The organism is Paenibacillus algicola (assembly GCF_005577435.1).
Lineage (GTDB): Bacteria > Bacillota > Bacilli > Paenibacillales > Paenibacillaceae > Paenibacillus_AQ > Paenibacillus_AQ algicola.
Genome location: NZ_CP040396.1, coordinates 916,422 through 942,708, shown reverse-complemented (window position 1 = coordinate 942,708; position 26,287 = coordinate 916,422). Strand labels below are relative to the sequence as shown.

Genomic DNA, 26,287 nt, shown 5'->3' with positions numbered 1-26,287 from the left:
TGTGCTTAATTCATGCTGCCATTTCTTATGTCTATTCCGTTCTGCTGTGCTCCACATCCCCGAAAGTCTCCAGTAGGGAACGGACCTCACTTGTGGATCTGGCGTTCATTAATTGATTCCGTAGCTCGCCTGCGCCGCGGAAGCCGCGGACATAGATCTTGAAGAAGCGGGCCAGCGGCCGGAACGAGCGATGCTCCAGCGCGGAGTACTGGTCGTGAAGATCGAGGTGCAGCCGCAGCAAATTCAATAGCTCCTCACTGCTGTGCTCTCTAGGCTCCTTCTCGAAGGCAAACGGATTGTGAAAAATCCCCCGCCCGATCATAATGCCATCCACACCATACTGCTCGGCCAGCTTCAATCCGGCCTTACGATCCGCAATATCTCCATTGATCGTAAGCAGCGTATCCGGCGCGATCTCATCCCGAAGCTGCTTGATCTCCGGAATCAGCTCCCAGTGTGCCGGCACCTTGCTCATCTCGTCTCTGGTCCGCAAATGGATGGAGAGGTTGGCAATATCCTGCTTCAAAATATGAGTCAGCCAGCTCCGCCATTCCTCTACAGCATGAAAGCCAAGTCTAGTCTTCACGCTAACGGGCAAGCCCCCTGCCTTGGCAGCCTGGACGATGTCTCCGGCCAGATCCGGCCGGCAGATGAGGCCGCTGCCCTTGCCGTGCTCCGCCACATTCGGTACGGGGCAGCCCATATTAATGTCAACGCCTCGGAAGCCTTCCTCCGCCATCCCCATGCTCATCCGGCGAAAATACTCCGGCTTGTCTCCCCAAATATGAGCGACCATAGGCTGCTCATCCTCTGTAAACGTCAAGCGGCCGCGCACGCTTTGGTTCCCTTCCGGATGACAGTAGCTCTCTGTATTCGCAAACTCCGTAAAAAACACATCCGGTCTTGCCGCAGCACTTACAACGTGCCGGAACACGACATCCGTTACATCCTCCATCGGTGCCAGCACGAAGAATGGCCGCGGCAATTCCAGCCAGAAATGATTCTTCATCTTCAAAACCTCTCTATTTATACCAGGACAACGTGAATCCCGCAGTTTCCCAATATCATGTGATGTCATGCATCCTCTCCCATTATAGCGGGTTTGCGGCATGGATGAAACGGCAAGACCCGCAGATCAGGATCAGGTCAAGCCTGGAGTGGTCCGCACTCAGCACTTATGCTTCCTTGGGATTTTCTCTCTTGTCCTTTGCCGTATTCATCTTTCGTTTAATGAGCAGCGGTAACGCAATTGCAATCAGAAGCACGGCCGCAGCGGCCAGAATAAGCCCGGTCCTGCCCTCTGCCAGGCTCGCGCCGAGAAAATTGTAGGCAAAGGTTCCCGGTATTATCCCGACCAGCGTGCCGAGCACAAACGGCAGCAGCCTGACCTTCGAGGCTCCCGCCGCATAGCTGATCAGGTCAAAGGGAAATAACGGAATGAGCCGCAGCACCACAACATAGACAAATCCGCGCTCCTCCAGCTGCTGCTGCACCTTGCTCCATTGGCCCTTCCATTCCTTCTTCACAAGTCGTTTTCCCAGCATTCGTGCAGCCATAAAGGCGACCGCCGCTCCCATGACAGCACCTGCGATCGTATACACCGTTCCCCACAGCGGCCCGAAGGCCAATCCGCCAGCCACAGACAATAGGGAGGCCGGGAACAGAATCAGCGGCCGCAGTGTATATAGCGCGATATAAATGACCGGCGCCGCCCAGCCGAGCGAGAGCATCCAGGCCTGAATCGTACTCGGGCTGAGATCCAGCACATTCTGATGAAACCATAGCAAGCCGCCAACAATGGCTGCTGCTCCAAGCGCCTTCCATATCCAAGGGGGTATTTTGTTCATCGCTCATCCTCCGCGGCTTTGTCACAATGACCGCCGCCGGAATCATGCCGGGCCTGCAGCCTTGTTTTTTTCACCTATCTTACCACAATGGACGGACTCCAGACCGTAAGGCAGAATACAGAAGGGGATTTATGATAAAAAAAGCCGAGCAAACTCAGGCACCCCATCCTGAATTCACTCGGCTCATTCTCCGTGATTTCCTAGCTGATCAAGATGATCTCCGCGTGATCTCCCCGGAAATGAATCTCGGTAGCCTTGGCGGCCACAACAAAGCTCTCCCCTTTGCTCACCTTGAACCAGCTTCCCCCCGCACAAATCTCGGCTTCAGAGGTCACAACAATTCCCACCATCAGCCTGTTCTCCGTGGCCAATGTGGTTTCACCCTGTACCTTCAGCCGATCCACTCTGAAATCCCGGGTTATATCTGTATCGACCAGGTTCTCCACCTGACCGCGCGGCTTCGGGGTCAGCTTGAACTTGTCCTGCACCTCCTGCGGAGTATATTCTGTATAATCAAACACATCCAGGCAAAACTCCAGATCCCTTCCCATAAACCGGGCTTCCGGCGGTACAACCAGCCCTTCGCGCTCAAATTCACACCGCACGACCCAATCCGAAGGCTCCATAATTTCAATCATCGTAATTCCCTCGCCTATCGCGTGCGGAACGCCGCCCGGAATGTACCAGATATGTCCGGGCTGAACCGGTATCCGCTCAAAGCAGTCATCCATCGCTTTTAAATCCTGCGTCTCGATGATCCTCTTCCACTCCATCCGCGCAGGCGAATGCTGAAACCCCAGCCGGATATAGGGCTCGACATCATCCCGGACATCCAGAATATAATAGCATTCCAGCTTGCCGTGATTTGAATTCAGGAAGGCACGCGAGAACTTCTTCGTAGGATGAGCCTGTGTATGCAGTCTCATCTGGGAATCAAGCAGCTTGCACAGAAACGGCATTTCCGCCGCCGCTCCTAAATAAAATTCCTTCTCTCGTTCAAACAGCTCTTTTACCGTGATGAGCTCCCCATCCACAAGCACCTGGGATAAGCCCTCGTTTTCCCGTGGCGCAAGACCCGGATTCTTGGCTGTCACCGTAGAGCAGATCCAATCCTCCGGAGTCTCCCCGTCGGCACAAGCCTCTTTTCCCTTGAATACGTCAAGCCCATAGCCTCCGCGGTAATTTCTTCGCACTCGGTTCTCATTCAGCTTCAAAATATATTGACTCATACGGCCTCCTGTATGCATGTAAGGTTTATGACATTGCTGCATGCTGAGAAAAATAGGTTAAAATACCAAGCCGAAGCTATTATAATGAATAACTGTAGCGTGGGTCTTGTATAAATCGTATAGAGACTAGGGGGGAAACCAGCTTGAGTAAACCATGGGAAATCATGAAGCAGCTGAATCAAATGAACTTTAACGTTCTCATTGCCGGCTTAGCCAAGCACGGACCATGCTGGCACAGCAAAGCGTACAAACATCGCTTTCATAGCATATGGATGGTCACCAGAGGCAGCGGAACCTTCATGCTGGACGGAAACTCATATACGGCGGAGCCTGGCAGGCTGTTCGTCGTGTCGCCCGGCATGGTCGTTGAGCGCATGTCTGAGCCAGCCATTGAGTTTTATTTCGTCCGATTTGAGTATGCCCTAGCTTGTGCCTCGAATGACCCCGGCAATTCAGATCACAGTACACCCTCGCCCTTTCCGCTGAGCGGGGCGTATACGATCCTGACGCCTCTTTCCTTGGTGAACACGATGGAACAATTAGTGCAAAATATGAAGCGTCGAGGTGAGTTTACCTTGATGCATCGGCGCATTCTGTTCCTTGAGCTGCTTATGCAAATACTGACGGATTTAAGAACTCAACTGGTCACCGGGGATACCACGATGGCTATAGAAAAAACGATCAATTATATGGTCAATCACTACAACGAAAACATTACCTTAGATCAGCTGTCTACGATGGCTAGTCTGAGCATTAGCCACTACTCTCGTTTATTCAAAAAATATACGAATTACAGCCCGATTCACTATTTAACGCATCTGCGTATGGACCGCGCGAAGGAGCTGTTGATTTTATCGGATTACAGACTGAAGGCCATTGCGCGCAGCGTAGGGTACGAGGACGAGCTATATTTCAGCCGCCTGTTCAAGAAGACCGAAGGCCTCTCTCCTTCCACCTACGCCAAAAACTATGAGACAACGCCCAAGCACTAACTCTGCTACTGTACATGGGGCATGGCATCCAAGCTGTGTTCTTTGTTCTGCAGATCATATAATTTACGATACACTCCCTTTTGCTGGAGTAAAGCATGATGCGTACCCACCTCTTTGATTTCACCCTTATGAAGCACAATAATCTTATCCGCATGACGGATCGTGGATAGACGATGCGCTACAATCAATGTCGTTTTGCCTTTGGACATTTCAAGCAGCCCGGCCTGCAGAGTTTGCTCGGTTTCTGTATCCACGTGAGCCGTAGCTTCATCGAGAATCAGGATGTCCGGATTGTTTACGTACACCCGGAGAAAGGACAATAGCTGCTGTTGTCCAGACGAAAGCTTGATCCCCCGCTCCCCCAGCATGGTTTCGTATTGCTGCGGCAGCTGCTGAATGAAGCTATCCATGTGCAGCGCCTTCGCGGCCAATGTAATTTCTTCATCGGAAATATCCGTGCGGTTGAGCCGTATATTCTCATATACGTTGCCTGTAAACACGAACGGATCCTGCTGAATAACTCCCACCGATTGTCTGAGCCCCGTCAATGCATAGCTGTCTAAAGGCTTCCCGTCCAAGCAAATGCTTCCCTTTTGTATATCATAGAAACGATTAATCAGCTGAATGATCGAGCTCTTCCCTGCCCCGGTTGAGCCTACAAAGGCCACCGTTTCTCCCGGCTTGACCTCAAAGCTGATATCTTTAAGCACCCAATCGTCAGCCTCATAGGCGAACCACACCTTGTCGAAGACTATGCTGCCCTGAAGCGGCTTGGTAACCTCCTTCGCGTGCGGCGAATTCATGATAGCCGGCTGTTCTTCCAGAAGCTCAAAGATACGCTCTGCTGATGTCAATGCCATCTGGATTTGGGTGTAGCGGTCTGAGAGCGCCATTAACGGCTGGAAGAATTGGCGAACATATGTTGTAAAAGCGTACACGACCCCAAACGTAACGGTAGCCGCCAACACAGAGCCACCCCCGTACCATACGATGAGAGCCAGGGCCAGATTGCCGAAGAGTCCAATCAGCGGATTAAAAAGAGAGTTATTTACCGTTGCTTTCATGCCTGCTTGGTAATGCGCATCGTTGAGACCCACAAACTGCTCCAGCTGCTTCTTCTCCCGAGTAAATATTTGGACGATACTCATGCCGCTCAAGCTTTCAGCCAGGAACGAGTTCAGTTTGGAGAGCATGATGCGGGAGAGCCGCTGCGATTCCCGAATCACCTTTTTGAAATAAATCGTAATAACAATCAGCAGTGGAATCATCGCAAACGAAACGAGTGCCAGTGAAACGTCGAGATGAAGCATAATCGCAGCGATCCCGATCAACAACAGCAGCTCCTTGGCCAGATTGACAATAACCTGTGAGAACAATTGATTCACGGCTTCGACGTCATAAGCTACCCGGGTTACGAGCCGGCCTACAGGATTTCGATCATAGAACGAGGTCTGCAGCTTCGCCAAATGCTCAAACATGACAACACGCAGATCACGAATGATGTGTTGTCCCGTCGTTTGAAGCAATATGGATTGCCAGTATGTAAACACCCCTGCCAATACGACACTGATCAGAAAGAGCACACCGATCGTAATAAAACCGCTGACGTCCTGACTCCGGAACGCGCGAACCTGGCTGTCCGTCATAGGCTCCACAAGCTGAGTACGCCCTTCGGGTGCCGTGATTTCCATCCCGCTTGCGGCGGGAATAAACGTGAGCTCGTCTGTTCTCTCCACCCAACCGTTCAATACATAATATTGATCTTGATAGGCAACAATTTGAGCGCGCTGAACGCTCTCTCCTCCCACCGATTCAGTCAGGTCCTTGGCATCAACCCGATAATACATACGATCTTCATAAGGTATTGCATCCCCGTTTACAACAGGGGCAAGGTCTGCTGGCGCAATGGAGGAATCCGTAGCAATCATCGGTTTGAAAATACCGTGGATGCGCTCATCAATTGCATTTTTTACAAGCAGCGGCTGGGCTACGGTCAATGCAGCAATCAGCATGGCAAGCACAAAAGAACCCGCAATCCGCTTCCGATAGGGGATAGCAAACCGCATCATTTTTCTCCATAACAATGAATCCTTCACTTTCTTCAGCTGAGCTTCCTCATGAATGTCCATGCTATCCCTCCATTACGCGGTTCATAGTCTGCATATGATAAATCGAAGCATACATGCCGCCTTGTTTCATCAGCTCACGATGCGTCCCTTTTTCAACAATCCGTCCCTGATCCATGACAACAATCTGATCTGCATGTCGAATGGCAGACAGCCGATGACTTGTAATGATGGTCGTCCTGTTCTTCATCATTCTCTTGAGCTCTGCTAAAATTCTCTCTTCTGTTTCTGCATCGACCGCGGATAAGCTATCATCAAATATAAGGATGGACGGCTCTTTGATGAGTGCTCGGGCTATGCTCACTCTCTGACGCTGTCCTCCTGATAAAGACACGCCTCTTTCACCGAGCGAGGTATCAAATTGTCTGGGAAATTCAATGATGTTATCATGCACCTGAGCTATTTTGGCCGCTTCCGTAATCTGTTTGAAGGTATACTCCTTGGGGTCAAAGGCAATATTCTCACCGATCGTTGTGGAGAACAGCATATGCTCCTGAGGCACAAATCCGATCGACTGCCGCAGCTGCTTCAAAGGAATGCTCCTTATATCTATACCATCCATAAAAAGCGTTCCTTCTGGCGGATTGTAGAGCCGCAGCAGCAAGTGGACGAGCGTCGTTTTTCCGCTGCCTACCTTCCCGACAATCGCCAGGCTGCTGCCCGCCGGCACCGTGAGCTGAATATCCTCCAGCACCTCTCTGGACTGGTCGGGATAACGAAAGCTCAGTCCCTTAAACTCAATGTGCCCCTTAAGATCAGGGACTCGCTGCACCTCCTCAGCATCAACAACCGCCGCCGGGGTATTCAATATGCTGCGCAGCCGGATATCTGCTGCTCTTCCTCTCTGAAACACATTGATCACGCGCCCCAAATTCTCCACCGGGGGAATCAGCATCGTTAAATAGGTGTTAAAGGCAACAAACTCACCCAGGGTGATACTGGACCGCATAACCAGCAGCCCTCCGAATACAACAGACAGTAAATAGCTAAAACCCACGATGGCTTGGCTTAATGCGGTAAAGAAGGAGTTCGACTCTATAAGCTTCTGATTGGTTGCAACATTGAGCTCATTGTCCTGTTTAAACTTGTCAAGCTCCTGCTCTTCCTGCACATAAGCCTTGACGACTCGAATGCCTGCACAGAACTCCTGTACCCGGCTGGTAAGCTGGCCAATAGCCTCCTGCACACGGGTCGTTCTCACCTCAATTTGTGTACGGAAACGATAAGCCATATACGCCAGTACCGGCAATGGCAGCATAACCAGGGCGGTAAGTCCGGCATGAACCGTGCTCGCCATGGCCGCAATAGCTATAACGATCAATACAGCCGCCTCAACCAATGCGAATACGCCCATCATGCCTACTTCCCGCAAAATGTTAATGTCATTCACGGCATGGGACATCAAGTCCCCGATACGCTGCCTGGAAAAGTATTCGTTGGACAAGCCTTCCCATTTCACGAACAGCCTCTGTCTCACATTCTTTTCGATTAATCGGGCTAGCCGCAGCAGAGCAATCCGGGCTGTAGCTCGAAATACAGCCAATAGAATGCCGATCCCTGCGATCAACCAAGCTAATGAGATGATTTCCTCTGAAGTGATGGACATTCCCTGCAATTGGTCTGTAAATGTCTCAAGCACCTGAGGAATATACAATTGAAGAAGGCAGGATATGGACAATAACGCTGTCCCTATCATATAGCTGAACTTATACTGCAGCATGTGCTCCTTAAATAATGTGTTTGACTTCACTCATGATCCCTCCCCTTCTTCATCACAATGTAAAGTTTACGCCTCTTGAAGAGATCACAACATGGAGATAAACATCTAGTTTTATGGATATTCTTACTTTGTGGGATGGGGTGGGGAGGGGATTTTCTCTTCCTGTAAACGATATATGTACTAATTAAGAAGGCCGTCCTGTTGTCGATAAACGACATCAGGGCGGCCCAGTTGTTCTATACTTTCACATGTGACTGAATCCATTCCATTATAAGCTTTGCAATGTCCGACTTGTTCATATCTTGCATCATAAGATGGGTATTCCCTTTGTATCCGAGTTCAGTCAAAGTCATCACTTCCCCATATCCGCCAAGCTCATTTAACACTTTTGCGGTCTCCATGCAAGACTCATATCGACCGGTCTGTCCCCTGCTTTCAATATAATCGCCGTATACGGCTAGATAAGGAACGTCCACAAAGTGCTGCTTCAGATCCGCCTGATCGGTCGGTGATCCCACCGGCTCGATGACGATTAGAGCCTTTACTAGCTCTGGACGCTGCCTTACCACTTCGAAGCCTGTAACACCACCCATGGAATGCACCATGAGCACGGCCGGTCCTGTACGTTCGAGCAGAGCAATCATATTCTGAACCTCGACAGGGTCAGCATTTCTGGAGCTTTGTCCTCCTTGTTCCGTCGTTTCTCCTTGAGCCGTTCCGACCGGTCGTTGGCCTCCCTTAGCTGGTCCTTCCGCTGCCTGTCCGCCAGTAACTGCCTCTTTCTTTCCATTTGCCGGCTGCTGCTCGCTGGCACCTCCGCCTTTTACAGAGCTTTGCGTCCCCGTTCCTTCAACACCTGAGCTTTTGCCCTCCGAGATTTGCGGCGAGAACGAAGCGTACAACTGTTCAATATACTCAACTGGATATTGTGTATCTGCATACGGCTCATTCGGTTTACTGCCAAATCCCCATGTTTTCCATATTTTTGACTCGCCCCAAACTGAAAGTGCTGGCTGATTTTCGGTACCGAAAGCGGCAGCATCCAACCCGGATACCGCAAGATTATGCGTATCTACGGCATAGGTATCATATCCTCCAGCAGCGAAATCGCTGGTCCACCCCGCTCTTCCATCCGGTGTCGAAGTGTAGATATACGCCGATAATCCCAATCCGGGAAGCATCACAATAGGCGTTGTTGGCTCTCCCAATGAAAGTCGGTGAATCATGGATTGCCCCGTGTACTGCGTGCCATTGTAAGCACCTCCAACGAAGAAGGTTTCGTTGTGCAGCATCGTCGGTGCTTTTTCCATATCTTTGTTCAGGATAGATGTTAATGGGGCTTGGCTGACTTCATCACTGCATGCAACAGAACTCGCCATCATAACTGCCGACATGAATCCGATCAGGATTCTTTTCGTTCTTTTTTGTTTGATTGATATCATTTTTCTTCATTCCTTTCTCAAATACCTATACGGAGACATACATTGAATTCGATCGTAAGTATATCTCCAAAATGTGATGAAATAATGGAGAATTTAATGATTTCTCTCTGTTGGACAATTGATGACTACAATGAAATAATAACTATAGAATTTATTGCAGGAGCTGTTAAGATGACTGATAATCTAGAAATTCTCCTCGTTGAAGACGATTCCTCAATTCTTGAAGCGCTAACCATTTTTCTGCAAAGAAATAAATATTCAGTTTACGGTGCTACTAAAGGAGAAGAGGCCTTACTGCTGCTCCATAAACACAGTTCCATTTCTCTCGCTATTGTAGATATCATGTTACCCGGTATGAGCGGCTTCGAGGTGCTTAAGAAGATACGTGATCACTCCAATCTTCCAATCATCATTTTATCTGCCAGAGGGCAGGAATGGGATAAGGAGCAAGGCTATCTTTCGGGTACGGACGATTATGTAACCAAACCGTTTTCTCTCAAGGAACTACACTTCCGGATCGAAGCTTTGCTGAGACGATCCCATATGAATGCGGGCACGACAACCGAACAACCTATTCTATCTTATGGAGAGCTCACCATTAACGTGTTGACGCGGCAAGTTCTAGTACGTGGTACACTGATTAACTTGACGCGTAAGGAGTTTGATTTGTTATTTTTACTTGCCAGCCATCCCAATATTGTATTCAATCGAACGTCTTTACTCGATCGAGTCTGGAAAGATGATCTGACAATTACGGATCGAACCGTCGATTCACATATCAAGAATATAAGAAAATCACTTGGCGAGGAAAGCATGATGATTCGGACAGTATGGGGGGTTGGCTACGCTTTTGAGTACGCCAAATAAAGGAACGCACAATCGGCTGTTTTTGAAGCTATGGGGAACGATGGCTTTGCTTATAGCAAGTATTATGCTTCTATTCTTTGTCGTTCAAGTGCTTCAACTGGATTATAATTATCGTGTTAGTACAGAGAAATATTTATATAAGGAAATCAATCGGCTGTCAGAACGGATTGACCGGAAATCCGATGTATCTTCGGACATCCTTGCCTTTGAAAGCGAACAGAATGGCATTCTTGCTGTTTACGGACCGAACATGATATTAGAGCGCTCGACCGCTATGAGAAACTTTAGGGTGAAAATCATGTTAGAGACGGCCTTGTCGAAGGGAGCAAGTGAGATCGCCCAACGTGAAGCTTTCATCGTTACCGTTCCCAAAGCGGATAATCCAAGTTCGGTTAAAGCGGTCATTGCAGGACAACCCCTTAACAATGACGGATATGTAATCGGAATTTTGCCGTTGTCCTTTTCCCAGCAAATTCATGACATGCTTTCAGGACAATTAATCGGAATTGGGGTAACAGCTTTGTTGCTAGCAACATTAATCGCTTTTGTACTTTCCAAGACACTTGTCAAACCGATTAAAGAGCTCCAGATCTCTGCAAGTCGCATTGCCGCGGGTCAATTCGGCATTCGATTAACATGGAAGAGAAATGATGAATTAGGCGATTTGGGACGCTCGGTAGAAGCGATGGCCGAAGAACTTCAGAAGCGGGAACGGGCAGAGAAGGATTTTTATGCAGCCGTATCTCATGAATTGAATACGCCCATCAGCGCAATATCTGCTTTTAACCAATTAATGGAGGAAGATTTGCGCGGACATGAAGAACTAACCGGGTATTGTCGTCAGATTAGCAAGAATACGCATAGACTCCAGCATATGGTCGATGATATGCTCAAATTCTCTAAATACAATAGCAGATTGGATAAAGTCAGATTTCGTGCGATACATATACCCACGCTGTTCAATGATGTCGTGGATGCCAACCGTTCGTTGGCGGAACAAAGAGGAATTCGTATCATCTCGGAATACAATCATAACGAAATTGTTTACAGTGACGACGAAAAGCTTCACACTATCATGTCCAATTTGATTGTTAATGCAATAAAGCACGGTCGTCATGGAAGCGACGTTTGGGTCAAAGTAAGGGACACAGCTGCCGGTATTACCGTCGAGGTTTCCAATCAAGGCTCCATTCCCACTACAGATCTCCCGTTCGTTTTTGAACGGTTTTATAAAAGTGAAAGCACCGGATCGGGAAGCGGCCTAGGTCTTGCGATTTGCAAATCTCTTTTTCTCTTACTAGAGCTACCGTACGGCGTTCACAGCGAAGAAGGCTGGGTAAGATTTTGGTTTGTTCTCCCCAATCCTCCTCTACAAGAGTATAAAAATTAGAATAATTCATCCAACAGTGTATATTTAACTTGGCTTCTTTCAGCATGGCAACAGGATTAAAGCCAGAGGCTGTCCCAAAAGTAGATCCTTGTTAACGAGGCAGCTCACTTGAGTGAGATCTGAAGCAAAAAACAAAGACATGGTGGAGTCAGGGAGGTGATCCCAGCACCGCCATGTCTTTATTTTGGTCTATTGTGTTTATTCTGCAATAAACTTCACTTCAGGCACGAAAGACGGCGGCAGAGTCTCAAAATTTCCGACGTTTAAATAGTTGTCTTTAGTTAGATACGTATCACCTACTTGAACATGATCGAGGACGATATTTTCGACCCGTCCAAGACCGCTTGTTGAAGAATCTGTGGATCCTTTGATGAAGTTTTTAAACTGTTCAAACGGCCAGCTGTGAATGTACGAGTTGCGGATTGTAATATTGCGGAACACTTGGTTCTCGGGTAGTCCGAGCGCAATCAGCTTGATGGCTGGTCCGTCAGCACGTATACTGTCGAAGGTGATATTTTCAATGACGTACTCCCGATTTTCTTGGTTGCTCGCCCGTGGGCGATAATTAATAATGCCGAGATTACTCTGACTGTTTCTTCCATCCACAAATACGATGTCGATATTCGAAACATGGATGTCCGCCACATCGCGGAAGCCCCAACCGAACTGGAACACACCCCCATTGACCATCTGTCCGATCACCGCATTCTTTAGAGTAGCCCCGCCGAAATACAGCTTTACGGTATCGTCGTTCCCGCTCAGGTAGACATCTTCGACTGTCGAATCTTCGGTAAGATTGATACCGTCGTTATTATATCTCCAGTTCGCGAGAACCTTAAAATTGGCGCCGTCGTAGTGTGCATCCCATGACCGCAGGGCATAATGCACGGCGTCGGCAAGTGTGATGCCTTCAACATATCCACCCTTACTGCCGGCTTGGAATTCCAGAAGATTTAATTGATGATACAGCAGCGGCTCACCGGATAGAATTCCTCGGCCATTCACTGTCACACCATCATGCTGGATGAAGAATCCGCCATAGACGATTGCACCACCGGCAATATAGATCTGCTCGATATGAGAAGGGACCACCCATGCCTTGTTCGATCCTGTTCTATCGGTTTGTGTCGTTCCCGTATTGACGGGTCCATACTCTTCAATGTTATACTCGCCCGGACCGAAATACAGCACTTTGTCATTTTTCTTGAGTCCATCAAGTGGGCGATCACCGGCTTTCGCCACGAACACATTGCCTCTCTTGCTGTTGGGCACAAGCTTGGGATCCTCCAGCGGATCAGCAAATACAAACATACGGTCAATCAACTGGCCATTGATTTCTAGGAACACCTTTTGCTTCGGTTTGATGGGAAATGTAACCGTAGAGCCGTCATCCCCAATCTGTGCCTCGATCCCGTATCGGGACGGAAGCACCCTTACCGACTCGAACGGTACGCAATCCAATCTTCGCACCTCCACCTGAGCCGTCCCGCTGAGCGAGAACGTTGTCCAATGCTGTGTCGTTCCTGACTCACGGTAGATTTCGGCACCGTCCTTCCCATTGCCGCTCTTCGGATCATTCTTGTCAAATAACGGGGGTTCAGACAGATTAACGAAAGAGGCGGCCTTTACCCCGTTCTGTTCAACCGTAACAGCAAAGGTATCTGACTCCTTGGTAGCGTCGCCGGGCTTTGGATAAACTACGAATCTCTCTTCATTCCGTTTGCTGTGCTCGTCCGCATGCTGTTCCGCCTTGTCCGGAACCTGAGGGCTGGCACCTGCAGATACGAAGGGCAGAGAGAAGAACAGCGATAGGACCATTATCCCTGAAACAAGCTTTTTCCCGAATCTTATTTTCAACTTTGACACCTCTCATTCGTAATTATTTACTGGACTGAAGTGGGCTTGCCTGCCTTTATCTAAACTCGATTTCGTCACCAAACGGGGTGTCCATCGGGTTGAGCTGCTCTAGACTTGTCAGATGCTGGCCTCCTACCGTCAGGTTTTCAAACACGAAGTCTTCGATGCCTCCTCCTACTTTGATCATATTGATGACGCCAGAGGGATAGGTAAATGGCTTCTCGATCCAGATGTTGCGGAAAGTGAAGTTTCTTAGCGTCCCGCTGTGTGTATCCATATCAAATGCGATAAGACGAAAGAGACTTCCGTCAACCCGGATATCGTCAAACACGATATCTTCGAGATCTCCTGTTGTATTCCGGAGTACACCCGAGAACAGTCCATTGTTCTGACGATCCCCGCCATCGCTCATCCATTCTCCTCGGAGAACGTTAATCTCTGAAATCCGAGTTCCTCCGCCTCCGTCTGCAGCAGCCTGCCCCCAGCCAAGCTGGAACAAAGCGCCGTTCTGCATCCCCCAATAGGAATTGCGCTCAATTAAGCCATGGTTAAAATAATTGGCGTCATCATTGACGCGCGCGAAGCTGCCACGAACAATATCGCCATGGAAGCCATCGCTAGAAAATCTCCATCCGAACGCTTTAAGATTGGAGTAGCTATCTGCACCTTCATAATTAAAGTGATACGGATGGATGGTTGCAATTCCTTCCGCTTGTCCGCCGTTCATGTCAATAATGCCTTTAATCACACTGCCGTCGGGAGAAATATCACTAGGATAGTTTTGCGCCCAATCCGGCTTCGACTTGGGCCATGCCCATCTGGAGCCGACCACCATCCCGCGACCGGCAATCGTAAAGCCTTCTTTCCTTACCTCGATCCTGCCATCCACGATGGTGTTGTGCGGAATGTACAATGCGTCATACGGGCTGTTCTCATCAATGACAATTGCGTTAAGCTCATTCATCGCGGGGTGCCTACTCCCGATCACACCTGGAGGCAGTATCAGCACATTTCCGCTGGGGATTTGGGACAGCGGGTTGACGAACAACATAAGCCCTTCACTGTATGGCCCTGACTCCGGGGCATTGATCTCCACCAGTATGTGCTTTGTCAAATCGGAGGGGTTAACTTCAAATTCCAGCCAGTCCTTGCCGCTTGTCAGTGTGGCTTGCACCTCGCTGTACCGGCTTGGATTGACCTTCAGCGTCTCGATCGTACCGCCGTCGATCAATTCCACCCTGATGCGGACCCGGGTTTTCGTATCGATCTGAGACAAGTGGACACTGTTGTCTTTATAAGCAGCAGGAATGGTTTCCGGGTCGACGTAATCGGGCCAGGCCTTGTAGGCTGCCGTCCCGTTCGCTGCCTTGTTCCAAGGAGTTTTGTCCCCTGCCGGCTTGACCATGACCCTGTATCGCGGAGATACTTCGATGCCCCGAGGATAGTGTAAGGTCGGCTGTACAGTTTTGAAACGTTGCAGCTGCAATCCTTTATCATAGCCCTTCATAGATGCAGTGCCTTGGGAGCTCAGCACCCCTGTGACCGTGAATACAGCTAGTAGCAGTGCGAACCATTTCCTCCGCATATTGATATCAATACCTCCTTCAATGGGATTATCGTCTTTACACGGTTAGTTGCTCTCTCTACTTCCTTTCCATTCAGTTATCGCTTGCAAATCTTAATCCCAGCATTATATTCACATTTCCCTCACCCCCTTAACAAACTACAAATCCGATTGCCTCCGATGAAACCGAGGCCAGAAATAGCCGAAGATACCCGGATGAAACGGTCATAAAAGGGCCGTTTTCCGAGGGATTCATTAGTTTGCCATCATCAAACCAATATGTGTTCGCGTTCGCCTTCGACCCAGCAGCCATGCAATGCGCACATCCATGGCTGCTGGGCTGCAATGACGAGTTATACGGCATTAACTTGAATCGTCCGTCCGTCCTTCAAACGGACAATCGCTGTCCAGGCTTCCTTACGCATCTCTCCCTGCCAAGCCCGCTGGTACCAATTGCTTTCGTAGTTCACCATGAACGGTTCCACATAACAGGTGTACACACATTCGCCGTTTACCATGAAATCAACATAATCGATCGTTTCGGGATACAAGCTTGCGAGCCGAATCCAACGTTTGCCTTCAAACTCCATGCCGGTCTCGAATCCTTGCAAATAGTATCGCTCATCCTCTGGCAGCTTTTCCGTAACAATGCCAATTCCTTCTGCCATTCGCAGAGCAAAAAATCGGTCCTCGCCCTCCGTAATGCCCCAATCTACCGGCGGCTCCTGTTTGGTCATATTGTTGTAGTATCCCCATGACGAGCGCGTGCGGTAAGCAACCTCCAGCTGACCGATGGCCGGGGAATCCTCGTTGCAGACAACCGGCTTGCCCGGCGCCCACTCCCTCACTTTACGGATCATATTGTGATATATTTGCCGGGTCTGTCCGTTGCCATGAATTAGAATGACATCGCTTTCCCTGCAAACCTCCTCATGGATGTAACCGCCGGCCCCACTGCAGCCTACCGGTAATCCACCCGATTCCTGGCGAGCGATTTCCATCAGGGCAACCATCCCCTCTGGCTGCTGGAGCAGCGGATGCTTGCTAAGATTGTGCTCATTACAGACCTCAATGATCACATTGGTATATTCCCCTTCCCTCAAAAAGCGGGATGCCGTGCGGACCGCATTCAGCACGGCCTTACCGTCCGCAAGCCGCGCGGTTTGGCCCGGATAGAAATAACTTACGATAACGGCCATGCCGATCTGATCCGCCGCCCTGATCAAGCGGTCCATTCTTGCCGCATATTCCAGATCCAGCTGAGAGCCGTCCGGACCAAACGGATTGTTCTCGATCGTATGATTGGCAACGGTAAAGCACGGGCCTCCGCCCTGAAAGCCTACTGTGAACGCGCGTAAACCATACTGATACCACGCAGGCAAAGCTTCGATCAACCCGTCCGTATTACGATCCGGATCCCATTGGCGGCCAAACCGATTGAAGCGGCCTGGATCAGCTTTGTCGTCAAAGATTCCCTGAATAAATCTGGCGTTCATTAGCAGCCCGTGAGCCTCTTGCCTGCTCCCCGGGATGTCGGCGTACACCTTGATGCCGTTGATGTAGAAGTTCTCGCCTCGAATTTCAAGCTGGGTATGCCCCATTTACACCACTCCTTTTTATGAATGATATAGTAACCGGCATGGATGACTCATTCGGCAAGTATTTTTGATGAGAGTACCGCCGACGACCGAGCGATGAATTTAGTATATGTACAGCGGCCGTCGAGCGGGGTACCGTATTGGTTCCGTTGTTTGATATAAAACGCTACCGCTCTCCTGCCTGGCGGCCATTTGCCGTCACCTGGCGGTAGGCAATCTCGAGCTTTATTTCAAGCTTTGATAGGCTTCGTTCAGCTCTTTAATGATCTGGTCTCCACCGTTCTTTTTATACTTCGCAATGGCTGAGTCAAGGTGATCAATAGGCTTAGTTCCAATGATGATACTGTATACATCTTGCAAATAGTCCTTCTCAATTTCCTTTGCCTTCTTGGCATACGTTGGTGATAGATGTGTGATGCCTGCAACCGGATCTAAAGGAGCTGCGTAAGTGGATGCCTCTTCCATAAATCCGATAATTCGGTCTTTATATGCTTCAGGATCCCATTTATACACATCATGATCATTCGCAATGCTTCTGAAAAACCAATTGTTCAGAATCGCAATTCGGTTCCCTTCACTTTTAACGGATTCGGCAGGAGTGAATGTGCCATCTCCGTTTTCTGTGTAATACACGCCTGGAGGACCATTCTTAATGATGTCGGTCCCTTCCTCGGTAACCCACCAATCCAGAATTTCCAAAATTCTATTGATTTTTTGTTCATCCATTTTAGTATTCAGTACGATTTTATCCAGCATTTCCTTTGAATCGTTCAGTTGTATCCCCGTAGGGCCTATAAGAGGAGGCAACTGGATGAACTCAGCCTCAGGGTTTGCCTCTTTGAGCTTGCTCTCATGACGAATCATGGCGACTGGAATCGCATGATCGATGCCGAGTTTTCCGGAGCTGGCTTTATCCTGAATGTCGCTGCCTTTGTTTAGTGGGAAATCCTTGTCAAGGACACCTTCGCGATAAGCTCTGTTCAGGAAGGTCAGATAGTTCTTCATCTCTTCAGCCTGCACCTGAAAAGGCACCAATTGTCCGTCGATTTCCTGCCAGCCCGGAGATAGACCGAATGCATACCTTAGAGGAGCTTCCCCGGCAAATTCGCCGAAGGAGAAGCCCAACGTATCCTGTTTACCGGACTGATTGGGGTCTTCTAGTGCAAATGCTTTGGCAATTCTGTAAAACTCATCTACCGTAAATCCCCCTGGCTCCGGCACTTCAATTCCCAGGTTATCCAGCCAGTCTTTTCTTACGACGTAAGAGAACGGAGTGTTTGGAGATCCCTGAGGCACGCCATAGATTTTATCCTTGGGATTGCGCATACCCCAGATCTCCTGTGGAAATGCCTTCTGCAAGTTTGGATAATCCTTCAAATAAGGTTGAAGATCAACAAAAGCCCCTTCTCCCTGCCATTTAATAAATAAATCACTTGCGGGCAATACCTTATAAAGATCCGGCAAATTCCCTGATGCTGCCATGACATTTAATTTCTCATCATAATTCGGACCGGGGATCCACTGAATATTCAGTTCAACATTAAATTTTTCATTTAAATATTGAATAGTCGGATGATTATTGTCCGGCCACCCCCCGCCGGCATAAGACGGGGCCAGCATACTGATGGACAGCTTCTCACGCTCCTCTTCCTTCGGTTGATCGGCTTCGTTCCCACTCGATTTGCCAGCTGTTGTTGGCGCATTCCCTGTACTTCCAGCCGTTCCACTGCTCTGTTCGCTGCAGCCCAATACCATAACGATCATCATGACAAAAGCCAATGTTAAGTACATCCTTTTCTTCATTTCATCTTCTCCTTTCAAAGCTTGCAATAAGTAAAATCATGGAATTGCACGCGGCCCTTTCCTGTTGCCTCAATACCCGCCCGAAGACTCAGGAACCCGCCCAGTGCATTATGATGATACCCGGACGTATCCATCGTCTCCGGAAGCCTCACCCAATCTTCTTCTTCCAGCTTGTAATAAAGCTCTACCTCATGATTGTCATTGATGAGCTTGAGTCTCACGCGGTTTGCACTGCAGATTCTAGGTTTAAGTTTCCGCGAGCGTCGGATGCCGAATACACCATGCTTGCTGAGCCCGATTCCCATATAACAAGCTCGATCGTAAAACAGGAGAAGCAGTCCCTCTGCTCCTTCATCCAGCAGGCTAATTTCCGTCTCGATTGAATAGGCATGATCCGGTACGATGCAGAGAAGCGGGGATAGCTCGACTTCATCGGCGTGAATCGTCAGACTCCGATCCTTGAGTTCGTAACGATGATCGTCAATGGATGCCCCGAAACGTTGCCACTGCAAGCCTAATCTGCTTTCAGCAAACGAGTCGGAGAGCATCATGCCATGATCCGATGGATCCACTGAGGCGCCTGAAGGCAGGGGCAGGGGCAGGGGCTGGTCAGGTTGTATGCCACCTGGGACCCGGAACCACCCGTCCGACGTCCATTCAATAGGCTCCATCAGGGTTTGCCTTCCCAATGTATAGAATTCTTTTTCGTATCCGTGGTACAGCATCCACCAGGTACCATCTGATGCGTCGAGCAGCGTGCCATGTCCTCGCGAGCACCATCGCTCGGATCGGCTTGAAGTCCGAACAATCGGATTATACGGTGAGTTTTCCCAAGGACCCCATGGAGTCCGCGAACGAGCGGAAACGACCATATGGCTTGTAGCAGGACCAGCCGTTCCGCCTTGGGCTGAGGTCAAATAGTAATAGCCGTCCTTATACCGCAGTTTCGGGGACTCGAGACAAAAACCCTCGACTCGCCATTCTAGTGGATAGGACCAGCCCACATATACTTTTCTTGGTGTGCCAATCACAGAGCAGCCATCTGCCTCTAATTCCACGAAGTGTCCGCCGGACAGGTGTAAATACCGTTTGCCGTCTGGGGCAGCAATATGGCCCGGATCGATATGCCCTACCGACAGATCGATCGGTCGACTCCATGGCCCTATTGGGGAAGGGGCCGTTACGACCCAGTTTGTTCCGTTCGCAGGGAAGTAAATATAGAACATTCCGTGATGCTCAATAAAGTCGGGGGCCCACACATCCCCAAGATATTCCTGAAGAGCATACCCTACAGGCTCCCAATGAACTAAATTTCTTGAATGCCAGATTAATAATCCAGGAGCATATTGAAAGGACGAATGCGTCATATAATAGTCCTGATCCACCCGCACAATCGAGGGATCAGGATAATCGCCGGCAATAATCGGATTCATATAGTGTTCCACTGTTATGCTAGGCCACCTTTCTGATCAAATGATTCCTTTCAACACCTCTTGAAAGGTTGGAATATAGATATCCGGAAACACCTGATGTCTTCCAGAAGTCCCATTCAACAAATTTCCGTCGCAAGCTTTCAATAAACAGCCTCTGAGCCTTTTTACAAGCTCCGGGTATTCCGCCGACAACTCTCGTTCCTCCGACGGGTCATCTGTGACATGATACAAACCGATCGCCACGCCTTCCTCATAATTCAGGGATGGCTTCTTCCGCAGCGCTTCCGGAATGACTACACGAAGCTTCCAGCCTTCCTCTGTCACGAGTGCCGGGCCGTAGGGGCCCCCAAACACGATATATTCGTGCTTTGGCGGGTTCGAATCTCCCCGAAGTACAGGCAGAAATGAAAGGCCGTCGCTTCTCTCCGGTAACGGAACGCCTGCGATCTCGGCTACCGTCGCCATCGTATCATAGTTCGCAATCAACTGATTGCAAACGCTCTCTTTGGGAATAACGCCCGGCCAGGAAACCAGAAACGGAATCCGGCATCCCCCGTCCCAGTTTGAGAACTTTAGGCCAGCCATACCAGCATTACCGTTAAAGACATCCCCATTGGTACGCGTGCGGAATGGAGCATCAATGTCATTCATAGGTTTGCCTTCCAGCGTCCGATCCTTCACCGTGCGCCCCTCTTGCAAATAATAGGTTTCATGCCCGTTATCCGAAGCAAACATAACGATCGTACGATCACTCAAGTCAAGCTCATCTAGCAGCTCCCAAATCTTACCCACCGTCTCATCCAGACGAAGAACCATGGACGCATATTGCTTCTCCTGTTCCGTCAATCTCTCGTCATCTCGAAGCTGTGGGTATACCTCCGGATAATAAATTGGACCGTGAGGAAGCTGACTCGGATGATACAACAGAAACGGACAATGTTGGTTCGCGCGAATGAACTGTGAAATTTTCTCATCGAACAGATCCTGAGAATACACCTTTCTGCAGCTCATATCTTGAGGGTCCGTCAAGGCCGGATTTCCGCAGTGAACGTCCGTATTCCCATCAATTTCTATCTTCATCCCATTCTCATAAAGAAACGGAGGGTAAAAGCCGTGGCATTGAATATGATCGTAATAACCGTAGTGATAATCCCAACCATGTTCCCCGATGCTCCGGGCCGTCGTGGAAAATCCCCATTCCAGCTTTCCGATTTGTCCGGTAGCGTATCCGCCCTTGCGCGCTACGGAAGCCAAAAATTCATCCCCCGCCTGCGCTTCAATACCGGTGTTGTATAACAGCTCTTGGAGATCCTCATTGCCGATTTCGCCTGTCGATAACTTCTTATAGACATTGCCTGGAGTATATGTCCACCTTCCCGCATGCACGTCGTGAATGCCGCACAGCAGACTGGCCCGCGCAGGAGCACAAAAAGAGGTCCCATACGCTCTTGTGAAGCGCATGCCTTGATTCGCGATGCGGTCAATATTGGGCGTCTCGATCACTTGTTGCCCGTAACAAGACAGCATCCCCATGCCAAGATCATCTGCGTAAATATAGATTATATTTGGTGTGTCAGCCATACTTCAGCTCCCTTTTGCATATTAAATTTATTACTGTTAGCACTTCCTAAATTCTGGACACCTGGGTTAAAAATAAGGGTTAGAAGTCTTGATTCTGGAGTCTGTAAAATAGATTGTGTAAACTCCCAAAACTATTAAAATGAAACATAGTAGAAAGGTTGGGAGAACACATGAGACTTTGGGATAAACAACAGCTGCGGGCCTTCATTAAGGAGAATAATCTGGTGACCGCGCAGGATGCACAAAACGCCTTGAAAGATCTGTTTGCAGAAACACTTCAGGAAATGCTGGAGGCCGAAATGGACCAGCATTTGGGTTACGAGAAGCATGTCGTGAAGAGCAAGCAGACAACAAACAGCCGAAACGGCAAGAGCAAAAAGAAGATCACCAGTGAATATGGTGAGCAGCAAATTTTGGTACCTCGAGACCGTGAAGGTGAGTTTGAGCCGTTAGTGGTCAAGAAACATCAGTCCAATGTGACAGGCATTGAGGACCAAATTATCGCCCTCTATGCTAAAGGCATCAGCACTCGTGAGATTCAGGACCATCTGCAGCAGCTGTACGGCCTCGATGTCTCTCCGACCTTCATCTCCAACGTGACCAATAAGATTATCCCTCTCGTGAAAGAGTGGCAGAATCGCCCCCTACAGAGCGTGTATGCTGTGGTGTTTCTGGACGCCATTCATTTCAAGGTGAAACAGGATGGGGCTATTGTCAACAAGGCTGCTTACATGGTCATTGGCATTGATTTGGATGGAAACAAAGACGTCCTGGGCATGTGGATTGGTGAGAATGAGTCTGCAAAGTTCTGGCTCAGTGTGCTCAATGAATTGAAAAATCGCGGTGTTCAGGACATTCTCATTACTTGTGTAGATAACCTTACGGGCTTCTCACAAGCGATTTCAGCATGCTATCCCAGCACGGAAATCCAAAAATGTATCATCCACCAGATCCGCAACTCCACCCGTTATGTATCCTACAAAGATCTCAAGAAGGTGACCTCGGATTTAAAGCCCATCTACAAGGCCACAACAGAGGAGATGGCTCTGCTGGAATTGGATCGGTTTGAGGAGATCTGGGGCGCCAAATATCCACTCATTGTCCGTTCCTGGCGCAACAACTGGGAAGAACTTGCCACGTTCTTTAAGTACCCGCCTGAGCTTCGCAAGCTTATTTATACGACCAATATGATTGAGAGCTACCACCGCCAACTCCGTAAAGTAACGAAAGGGAAAAGCATCTTTCCTACGGACGAATCGCTGCTCAAAATGCTCTATCTGGTGACGGTCGATGTCACCCGCAAGTGGACAGGCCGAGTCCAAAACTGGGGTCAGATCCTGCTTCAATTATCCGTCTTTTATCCTGAACGGATTGGCCAGCATCTGCCTTAAAGAGCATCTTCTTCTCTAAACAGGGGAACTCTTGATTTAGAGTTTACACAAACTTATTGACAGACCCTGATTCTGACTTCTAACCCTGATGTCAATTTGTTACTTTATGCTTTGATATGCTTCATTGATTTCCTTGATAATCTGTTCACCGCCTTCCTTGTTCCAGGTTGCGACAGCATCATCAATATGATCAACTGGAGCCTTACCCAAAATGATGTTATAGACACTCGATAGAAACTTCTTGTTAATCTCGTCATACTTTTTGGCATAGGTTGGTGATAAATGAGTAATTCCTTCCGCGGGGTCCATCGGTGCAGCAAATGCCTCTGCTTGCTCCATATGCCCTACCATTCGTTCACGGTATTCTTTAGAATCCCATTTATACACATCAAAATCATTAGCGACGCCTCTGAAAAACCAGTTGTTGAGGATGGCAATACGATTACCTTCACTCTTCGCAGCTTCATTAGCTTCAAACGTACCATCGCCTTTTGCCGTGTAATATACTTCAGGTGGTCCATTCTTAATGACATCGACGCCTTCTTCGGTGACCCACCAATCAAACATAGCAAGGATACGACGAATCTTATCTTCATTCATTTTGCTGTTCAGAACAATCTTATGTTCGAGCTCCATTGTGTCATTGAATTGAATCCCTGTTTGACCTTTTGGTGGGGGGATCTGTACAAATTCTGCCTCAGGTGTGGTCTCTTTGAGCTTTGCTTCATGTCTTAGCATCGCCACCGGAATCGCGTAATCCAGACCTAACTTTCCGGAGCTTGCTTTTTCTTGAATATCATTGCCTTCATTTAAAGGAAAGTCCTTATCCAGCACTCCCTCTGCATAAGCCTTTTGCAAAAAAGCTAAATAGCTTTTCAATTCCTTGGTCTGCGCTTGCCATGGAACCAATTCCCCATCCATCTCCTGCCATCCAGGCGACAATCCAAACGCATATCTCAATGAAGCCTCCTGGCCGAATTCCTGATTAAACGTAAATCCTACTGTATTTTGTTTACCGTCTTGATCAGGATCTTCCAATGCAAACGCCTTTGCGATTTTATAAAACTCATCAACTGTAAAGCGATCTGCATCCGGTATCGTTAAACCTAAATTGTCTAGCCAATCTTTTCTAACTACGTAGGCTACTGGATTCGTGGGCCCTCCTTTAGGAATGCCGTAAGTAATACCTTTAGGATTTTTCATTTGCCATACTTCTTCTGAAAAAGCATTTTTCAGATTAGGATAGTCATCCACATAATCTTGAAGCTCTGCAAATGCTCCTTCTCCCTGCCATTTCACATACAGATCACTGGCAGGAAGTATGGTGTAAACATCTGGCAAGTTACCTGATGCTGCTAACACGTTAATTTTCTCGTCATAATTTGCTCCCGGAATCCACTGTACATCCAGTTCAATATTGAATTTCTCGTTCAAATATTGGATAGTAGGATGGTTACTGTCAGGCCATCCTCCTCCTGCATAGGATGGAGCTAGCATGCTAATACTCAGCTTTTCCTCTGAATCAGCTTGTTTCCCTTTAACCGAATCTGTTTGTGTTGTTTTAACATCTGCAGGGGAATTATTACTGCCATTGTTTTGCCCGCTACAGCCTGCTGACGTCACAATCGTTACGATCATCATCAGACAAAGAAACTTTTTCATACAACCCTCTCCCTTTAATTTGTTCTTCATACACTCCCTGTAAAGAATGCGTTTTCATAAATCTGAAATATCTTCTTTACATTTTTATCTTATATCAAATACATCACCTGTTTTTTACACTATCGCAAGATATCTTATACATTCTCATTCTGATGATATATGTTCCAACACAAGTAAAAGAGACGCCCTTTTAAGGGACGCCTCCAAGTTAAAACTATTTTACCGATTGATAGGCTTCGTTAATCTCTTTAATGATTTGATCTCCGCCATTCGCTCTCCATTTCGCAATAGCAGCATCAATGCTGTCTAAAGATTGTTCTCCAATGATAATTTTATACACACTTTGAAGAAATTCATTATTAATTGCACTGAATTGCTTCGCATATGCAGGAGACTGATTGGCAATACCCGGCACTGGGTCTATAGGTGAAGCATACACTGCCGCCTGTTCCATAAAGGTAGTCACGCGATCTCTCTTTTCTTTAGAGTCCCATTTATACACATCATGATCATTGGCAATCGTCCTAAAAAACCAATTGTTTAAAATCGAAATCCGGTTTCCCTCATTAATAGCTGCCTCCGTGGGTTCATACGTCCCGTCTTCTTTTTCAGTGTAATAAACACCTGGAGGTCCATTTCTTATAATGTCTGTTCCTTCTTCGGTAACCCACCAATCAAATAACTCCAGTATGCGTTGAAGCTTGGCATCATCCAACTTGCCGTTTAAGACAATTTTATGGGCAAGTGTTTGCGACTGATTGTACTGAATTCCTGAAGCTCCTTTGGGTGGAGGAATCTGGATAAACTCTGCCTCTGGTGTCGATTGTTTAAGCTTCATCTCATTATCAATCATGTTAATTGGAATATGATCAAATAATCCGAGCTTACCGGATGAAAGCTTGTCTTGAATGTCTTTGCCTGTGTTCAGCGGGAAATCCTTATCCAGGACCCCTTCTTCATAAGCAGTATTCAGAAATGTTAAATAATTTTTAAGCTCTGAGGACTGAACCTGCCACGGCACAAGTTGACCGTCAATTTCCTGCCATCCCGGCGATAATCCAAATGCATACCTAAGCGGGGCCTCTCCCCCAAATCCACTGTTGAATGATATGCCGATTGTATCTTTTTTGCCATTTTGATCAGGATCATTCAGTGCAAATGCTTTAGCAATTTCATAAAATTGTTCGACCGTGAAATTTTCCGGATCAGGAATACTTAAACCTAAATTTTCCATCCAATCCTTCCTGACAATATATGCATACGGATTGACAGGTCCTCCTTTAGGGAGGCCATAGATGATCCCATTCGGGTTTTTCATTTGCCACATTGGATCTGGAAAGGCTTGCTTTAAATTTGGATAGCTGTCCAAGCGATCTTGCAGTTCTGCAAACGCTCCTTCACCTTGCCACTTCTCGTACAAATCACTGGAAGGGAGGATTGTGTAAATATCAGGCAAATTCCCTGAAGCAGCAAGCACGTTTAACTTTTCGTCGTAATTGGGACCCGGAATCCATTGAACATCTAAGTCAATATTAAATTTGTCATTGATAAATTTAATGATCGGATGATTATTATCTGGCCAGCCCCCTCCTGAGTAGGAAGGTGCAAGAAGACTTATCTTTATTTTTTCTGTGTTTTTAGCGCCTGCTTGCTGGTTCGCATCATTCGGATTTGCAGAATCACTTTTTTCTCCGCTGCAACCGATAGCCAGCACAATCAAGGCTATCCATGAAATCATTACATATATTTTTTTCATGTTAGATCTCGTCTCCCTTTTACTATTAA

18 protein-coding genes are annotated in these 26,287 nt (G+C 48.0%); 4 read left to right on the top strand and 14 right to left on the bottom strand.

Features of this window, described 5'->3' with window-relative positions; translation table 11 throughout:
* Positions 1–31: 31 nt before the first annotated feature.
* From E6C60_RS04145 to E6C60_RS04135, 3 genes are all read right to left on the bottom strand, one after another.
* Positions 32–1,009 carry a tRNA dihydrouridine synthase gene (locus E6C60_RS04145; RefSeq protein ID WP_138224673.1) on the bottom strand — a complete coding sequence of 326 codons (978 nt, stop codon included), beginning with the start codon at positions 1,007–1,009 and terminating at the stop codon, positions 32–34.
* 166 nt (positions 1,010–1,175) lie between these two features.
* Positions 1,176–1,847: a TVP38/TMEM64 family protein gene (locus tag E6C60_RS04140; protein WP_138224672.1), complete on the bottom strand. Its 672-nt coding sequence runs from the start codon at positions 1,845–1,847 to the stop codon at positions 1,176–1,178.
* A 200-nt stretch (positions 1,848–2,047) separates the two neighbouring features.
* A complete protein-coding gene (locus tag E6C60_RS04135) occupies positions 2,048–3,076 on the bottom strand; it encodes a class I mannose-6-phosphate isomerase (RefSeq protein ID WP_138224671.1) in 1,029 nt (342 codons plus the stop codon).
* 143 nt (positions 3,077–3,219) lie between these two features.
* On the opposite strand from E6C60_RS04135, the gene E6C60_RS04130 reads away from it, so the two are divergent.
* The gene (locus E6C60_RS04130) at positions 3,220–4,068 is read left to right on the top strand and encodes an AraC family transcriptional regulator (protein ID WP_138224670.1); all 849 of its coding nucleotides are present in this window, start codon (positions 3,220–3,222) and stop codon (positions 4,066–4,068) included.
* A 5-nt stretch (positions 4,069–4,073) separates the two neighbouring features.
* Here the strand turns inward: E6C60_RS04130 and E6C60_RS04125 are convergent, their stop codons facing one another.
* The 3 genes from E6C60_RS04125 to E6C60_RS04115 all read right to left on the bottom strand — a co-directional run bounded on the left by E6C60_RS04125 (position 4,074) and on the right by E6C60_RS04115 (position 9,308).
* Positions 4,074–6,197: an ABC transporter ATP-binding protein gene (locus tag E6C60_RS04125; protein ID WP_138224669.1), complete on the bottom strand. Its 2,124-nt coding sequence runs from the start codon at positions 6,195–6,197 to the stop codon at positions 4,074–4,076.
* A gap of 1 nt (position 6,198) precedes the next feature.
* Positions 6,199–7,944 (bottom strand): ABC transporter ATP-binding protein, encoded by a 1,746-nt coding sequence (locus E6C60_RS04120; protein ID WP_138224668.1) that lies wholly within the window; start codon positions 7,942–7,944, stop codon positions 6,199–6,201.
* Positions 7,945–8,150: 206 nt separating this feature from the next.
* Positions 8,151–9,308 carry an alpha/beta hydrolase family protein gene (locus E6C60_RS04115; protein ID WP_217496378.1) on the bottom strand — a complete coding sequence of 386 codons (1,158 nt, stop codon included), beginning with the start codon at positions 9,306–9,308 and terminating at the stop codon, positions 8,151–8,153.
* Between the two features lie 90 nt (positions 9,309–9,398).
* Between E6C60_RS04115 and E6C60_RS04110 the strand changes: the two genes are divergently transcribed.
* Both E6C60_RS04110 and E6C60_RS04105 read left to right on the top strand, forming a co-directional pair.
* Positions 9,399–10,223 (top strand): response regulator transcription factor, encoded by an 825-nt coding sequence (locus tag E6C60_RS04110; protein WP_138224666.1) that lies wholly within the window; start codon positions 9,399–9,401, stop codon positions 10,221–10,223.
* A complete protein-coding gene (locus tag E6C60_RS04105) occupies positions 10,207–11,613 on the top strand; it encodes a sensor histidine kinase (protein WP_175415186.1) in 1,407 nt (468 codons plus the stop codon). Before E6C60_RS04110 ends, E6C60_RS04105 begins: the two co-directional genes overlap by 17 nt.
* Positions 11,614–11,811: 198 nt before the next feature.
* On the opposite strand, the gene E6C60_RS04100 is transcribed toward E6C60_RS04105, so the two are convergent.
* From E6C60_RS04100 to E6C60_RS04075, 6 genes are all read right to left on the bottom strand, one after another.
* The gene (locus E6C60_RS04100; RefSeq protein ID WP_138224664.1) at positions 11,812–13,431 is read right to left on the bottom strand and encodes a hypothetical protein; all 1,620 of its coding nucleotides are present in this window, start codon (positions 13,429–13,431) and stop codon (positions 11,812–11,814) included.
* A 94-nt stretch (positions 13,432–13,525) separates the two neighbouring features.
* Positions 13,526–15,055, bottom strand: coding sequence for a glycoside hydrolase family protein (locus E6C60_RS04095; protein ID WP_138224663.1), 1,530 nt, complete (start codon positions 15,053–15,055; stop codon positions 13,526–13,528).
* A 332-nt stretch (positions 15,056–15,387) separates the two neighbouring features.
* Positions 15,388–16,635 (bottom strand): hypothetical protein, encoded by a 1,248-nt coding sequence (locus E6C60_RS04090; RefSeq protein WP_138224662.1) that lies wholly within the window; start codon positions 16,633–16,635, stop codon positions 15,388–15,390.
* A gap of 222 nt (positions 16,636–16,857) precedes the next feature.
* Complete coding sequence (locus E6C60_RS04085) at positions 16,858–18,435, bottom strand: type 2 periplasmic-binding domain-containing protein (RefSeq protein ID WP_138224661.1); 1,578 nt, start codon at positions 18,433–18,435, stop codon at positions 16,858–16,860.
* A 14-nt stretch (positions 18,436–18,449) separates the two neighbouring features.
* Positions 18,450–19,880: a family 43 glycosylhydrolase gene (locus E6C60_RS04080; protein WP_233281131.1), complete on the bottom strand. Its 1,431-nt coding sequence runs from the start codon at positions 19,878–19,880 to the stop codon at positions 18,450–18,452.
* Between the two features lie 24 nt (positions 19,881–19,904).
* Positions 19,905–21,449: a sulfatase-like hydrolase/transferase gene (locus tag E6C60_RS04075; RefSeq protein WP_138224660.1), complete on the bottom strand. Its 1,545-nt coding sequence runs from the start codon at positions 21,447–21,449 to the stop codon at positions 19,905–19,907.
* A 170-nt stretch (positions 21,450–21,619) separates the two neighbouring features.
* Between E6C60_RS04075 and E6C60_RS04070 the strand changes: the two genes are divergently transcribed.
* Entirely contained in the window at positions 21,620–22,840 is a 1,221-nt protein-coding gene (locus E6C60_RS04070) for an IS256 family transposase (protein WP_138224659.1), read from the top strand.
* 99 nt (positions 22,841–22,939) lie between these two features.
* On the opposite strand, the gene E6C60_RS04065 is transcribed toward E6C60_RS04070, so the two are convergent.
* Both E6C60_RS04065 and E6C60_RS04060 read right to left on the bottom strand, forming a co-directional pair.
* Positions 22,940–24,532, bottom strand: a complete 1,593-nt coding sequence (locus E6C60_RS04065; RefSeq protein WP_138224658.1) for an extracellular solute-binding protein — start codon at positions 24,530–24,532, stop codon at positions 22,940–22,942.
* Between the two features lie 184 nt (positions 24,533–24,716).
* Positions 24,717–26,258: a type 2 periplasmic-binding domain-containing protein gene (locus E6C60_RS04060; protein WP_138224657.1), complete on the bottom strand. Its 1,542-nt coding sequence runs from the start codon at positions 26,256–26,258 to the stop codon at positions 24,717–24,719.
* Between the last annotated feature and the right edge of the window lie 29 nt (positions 26,259–26,287).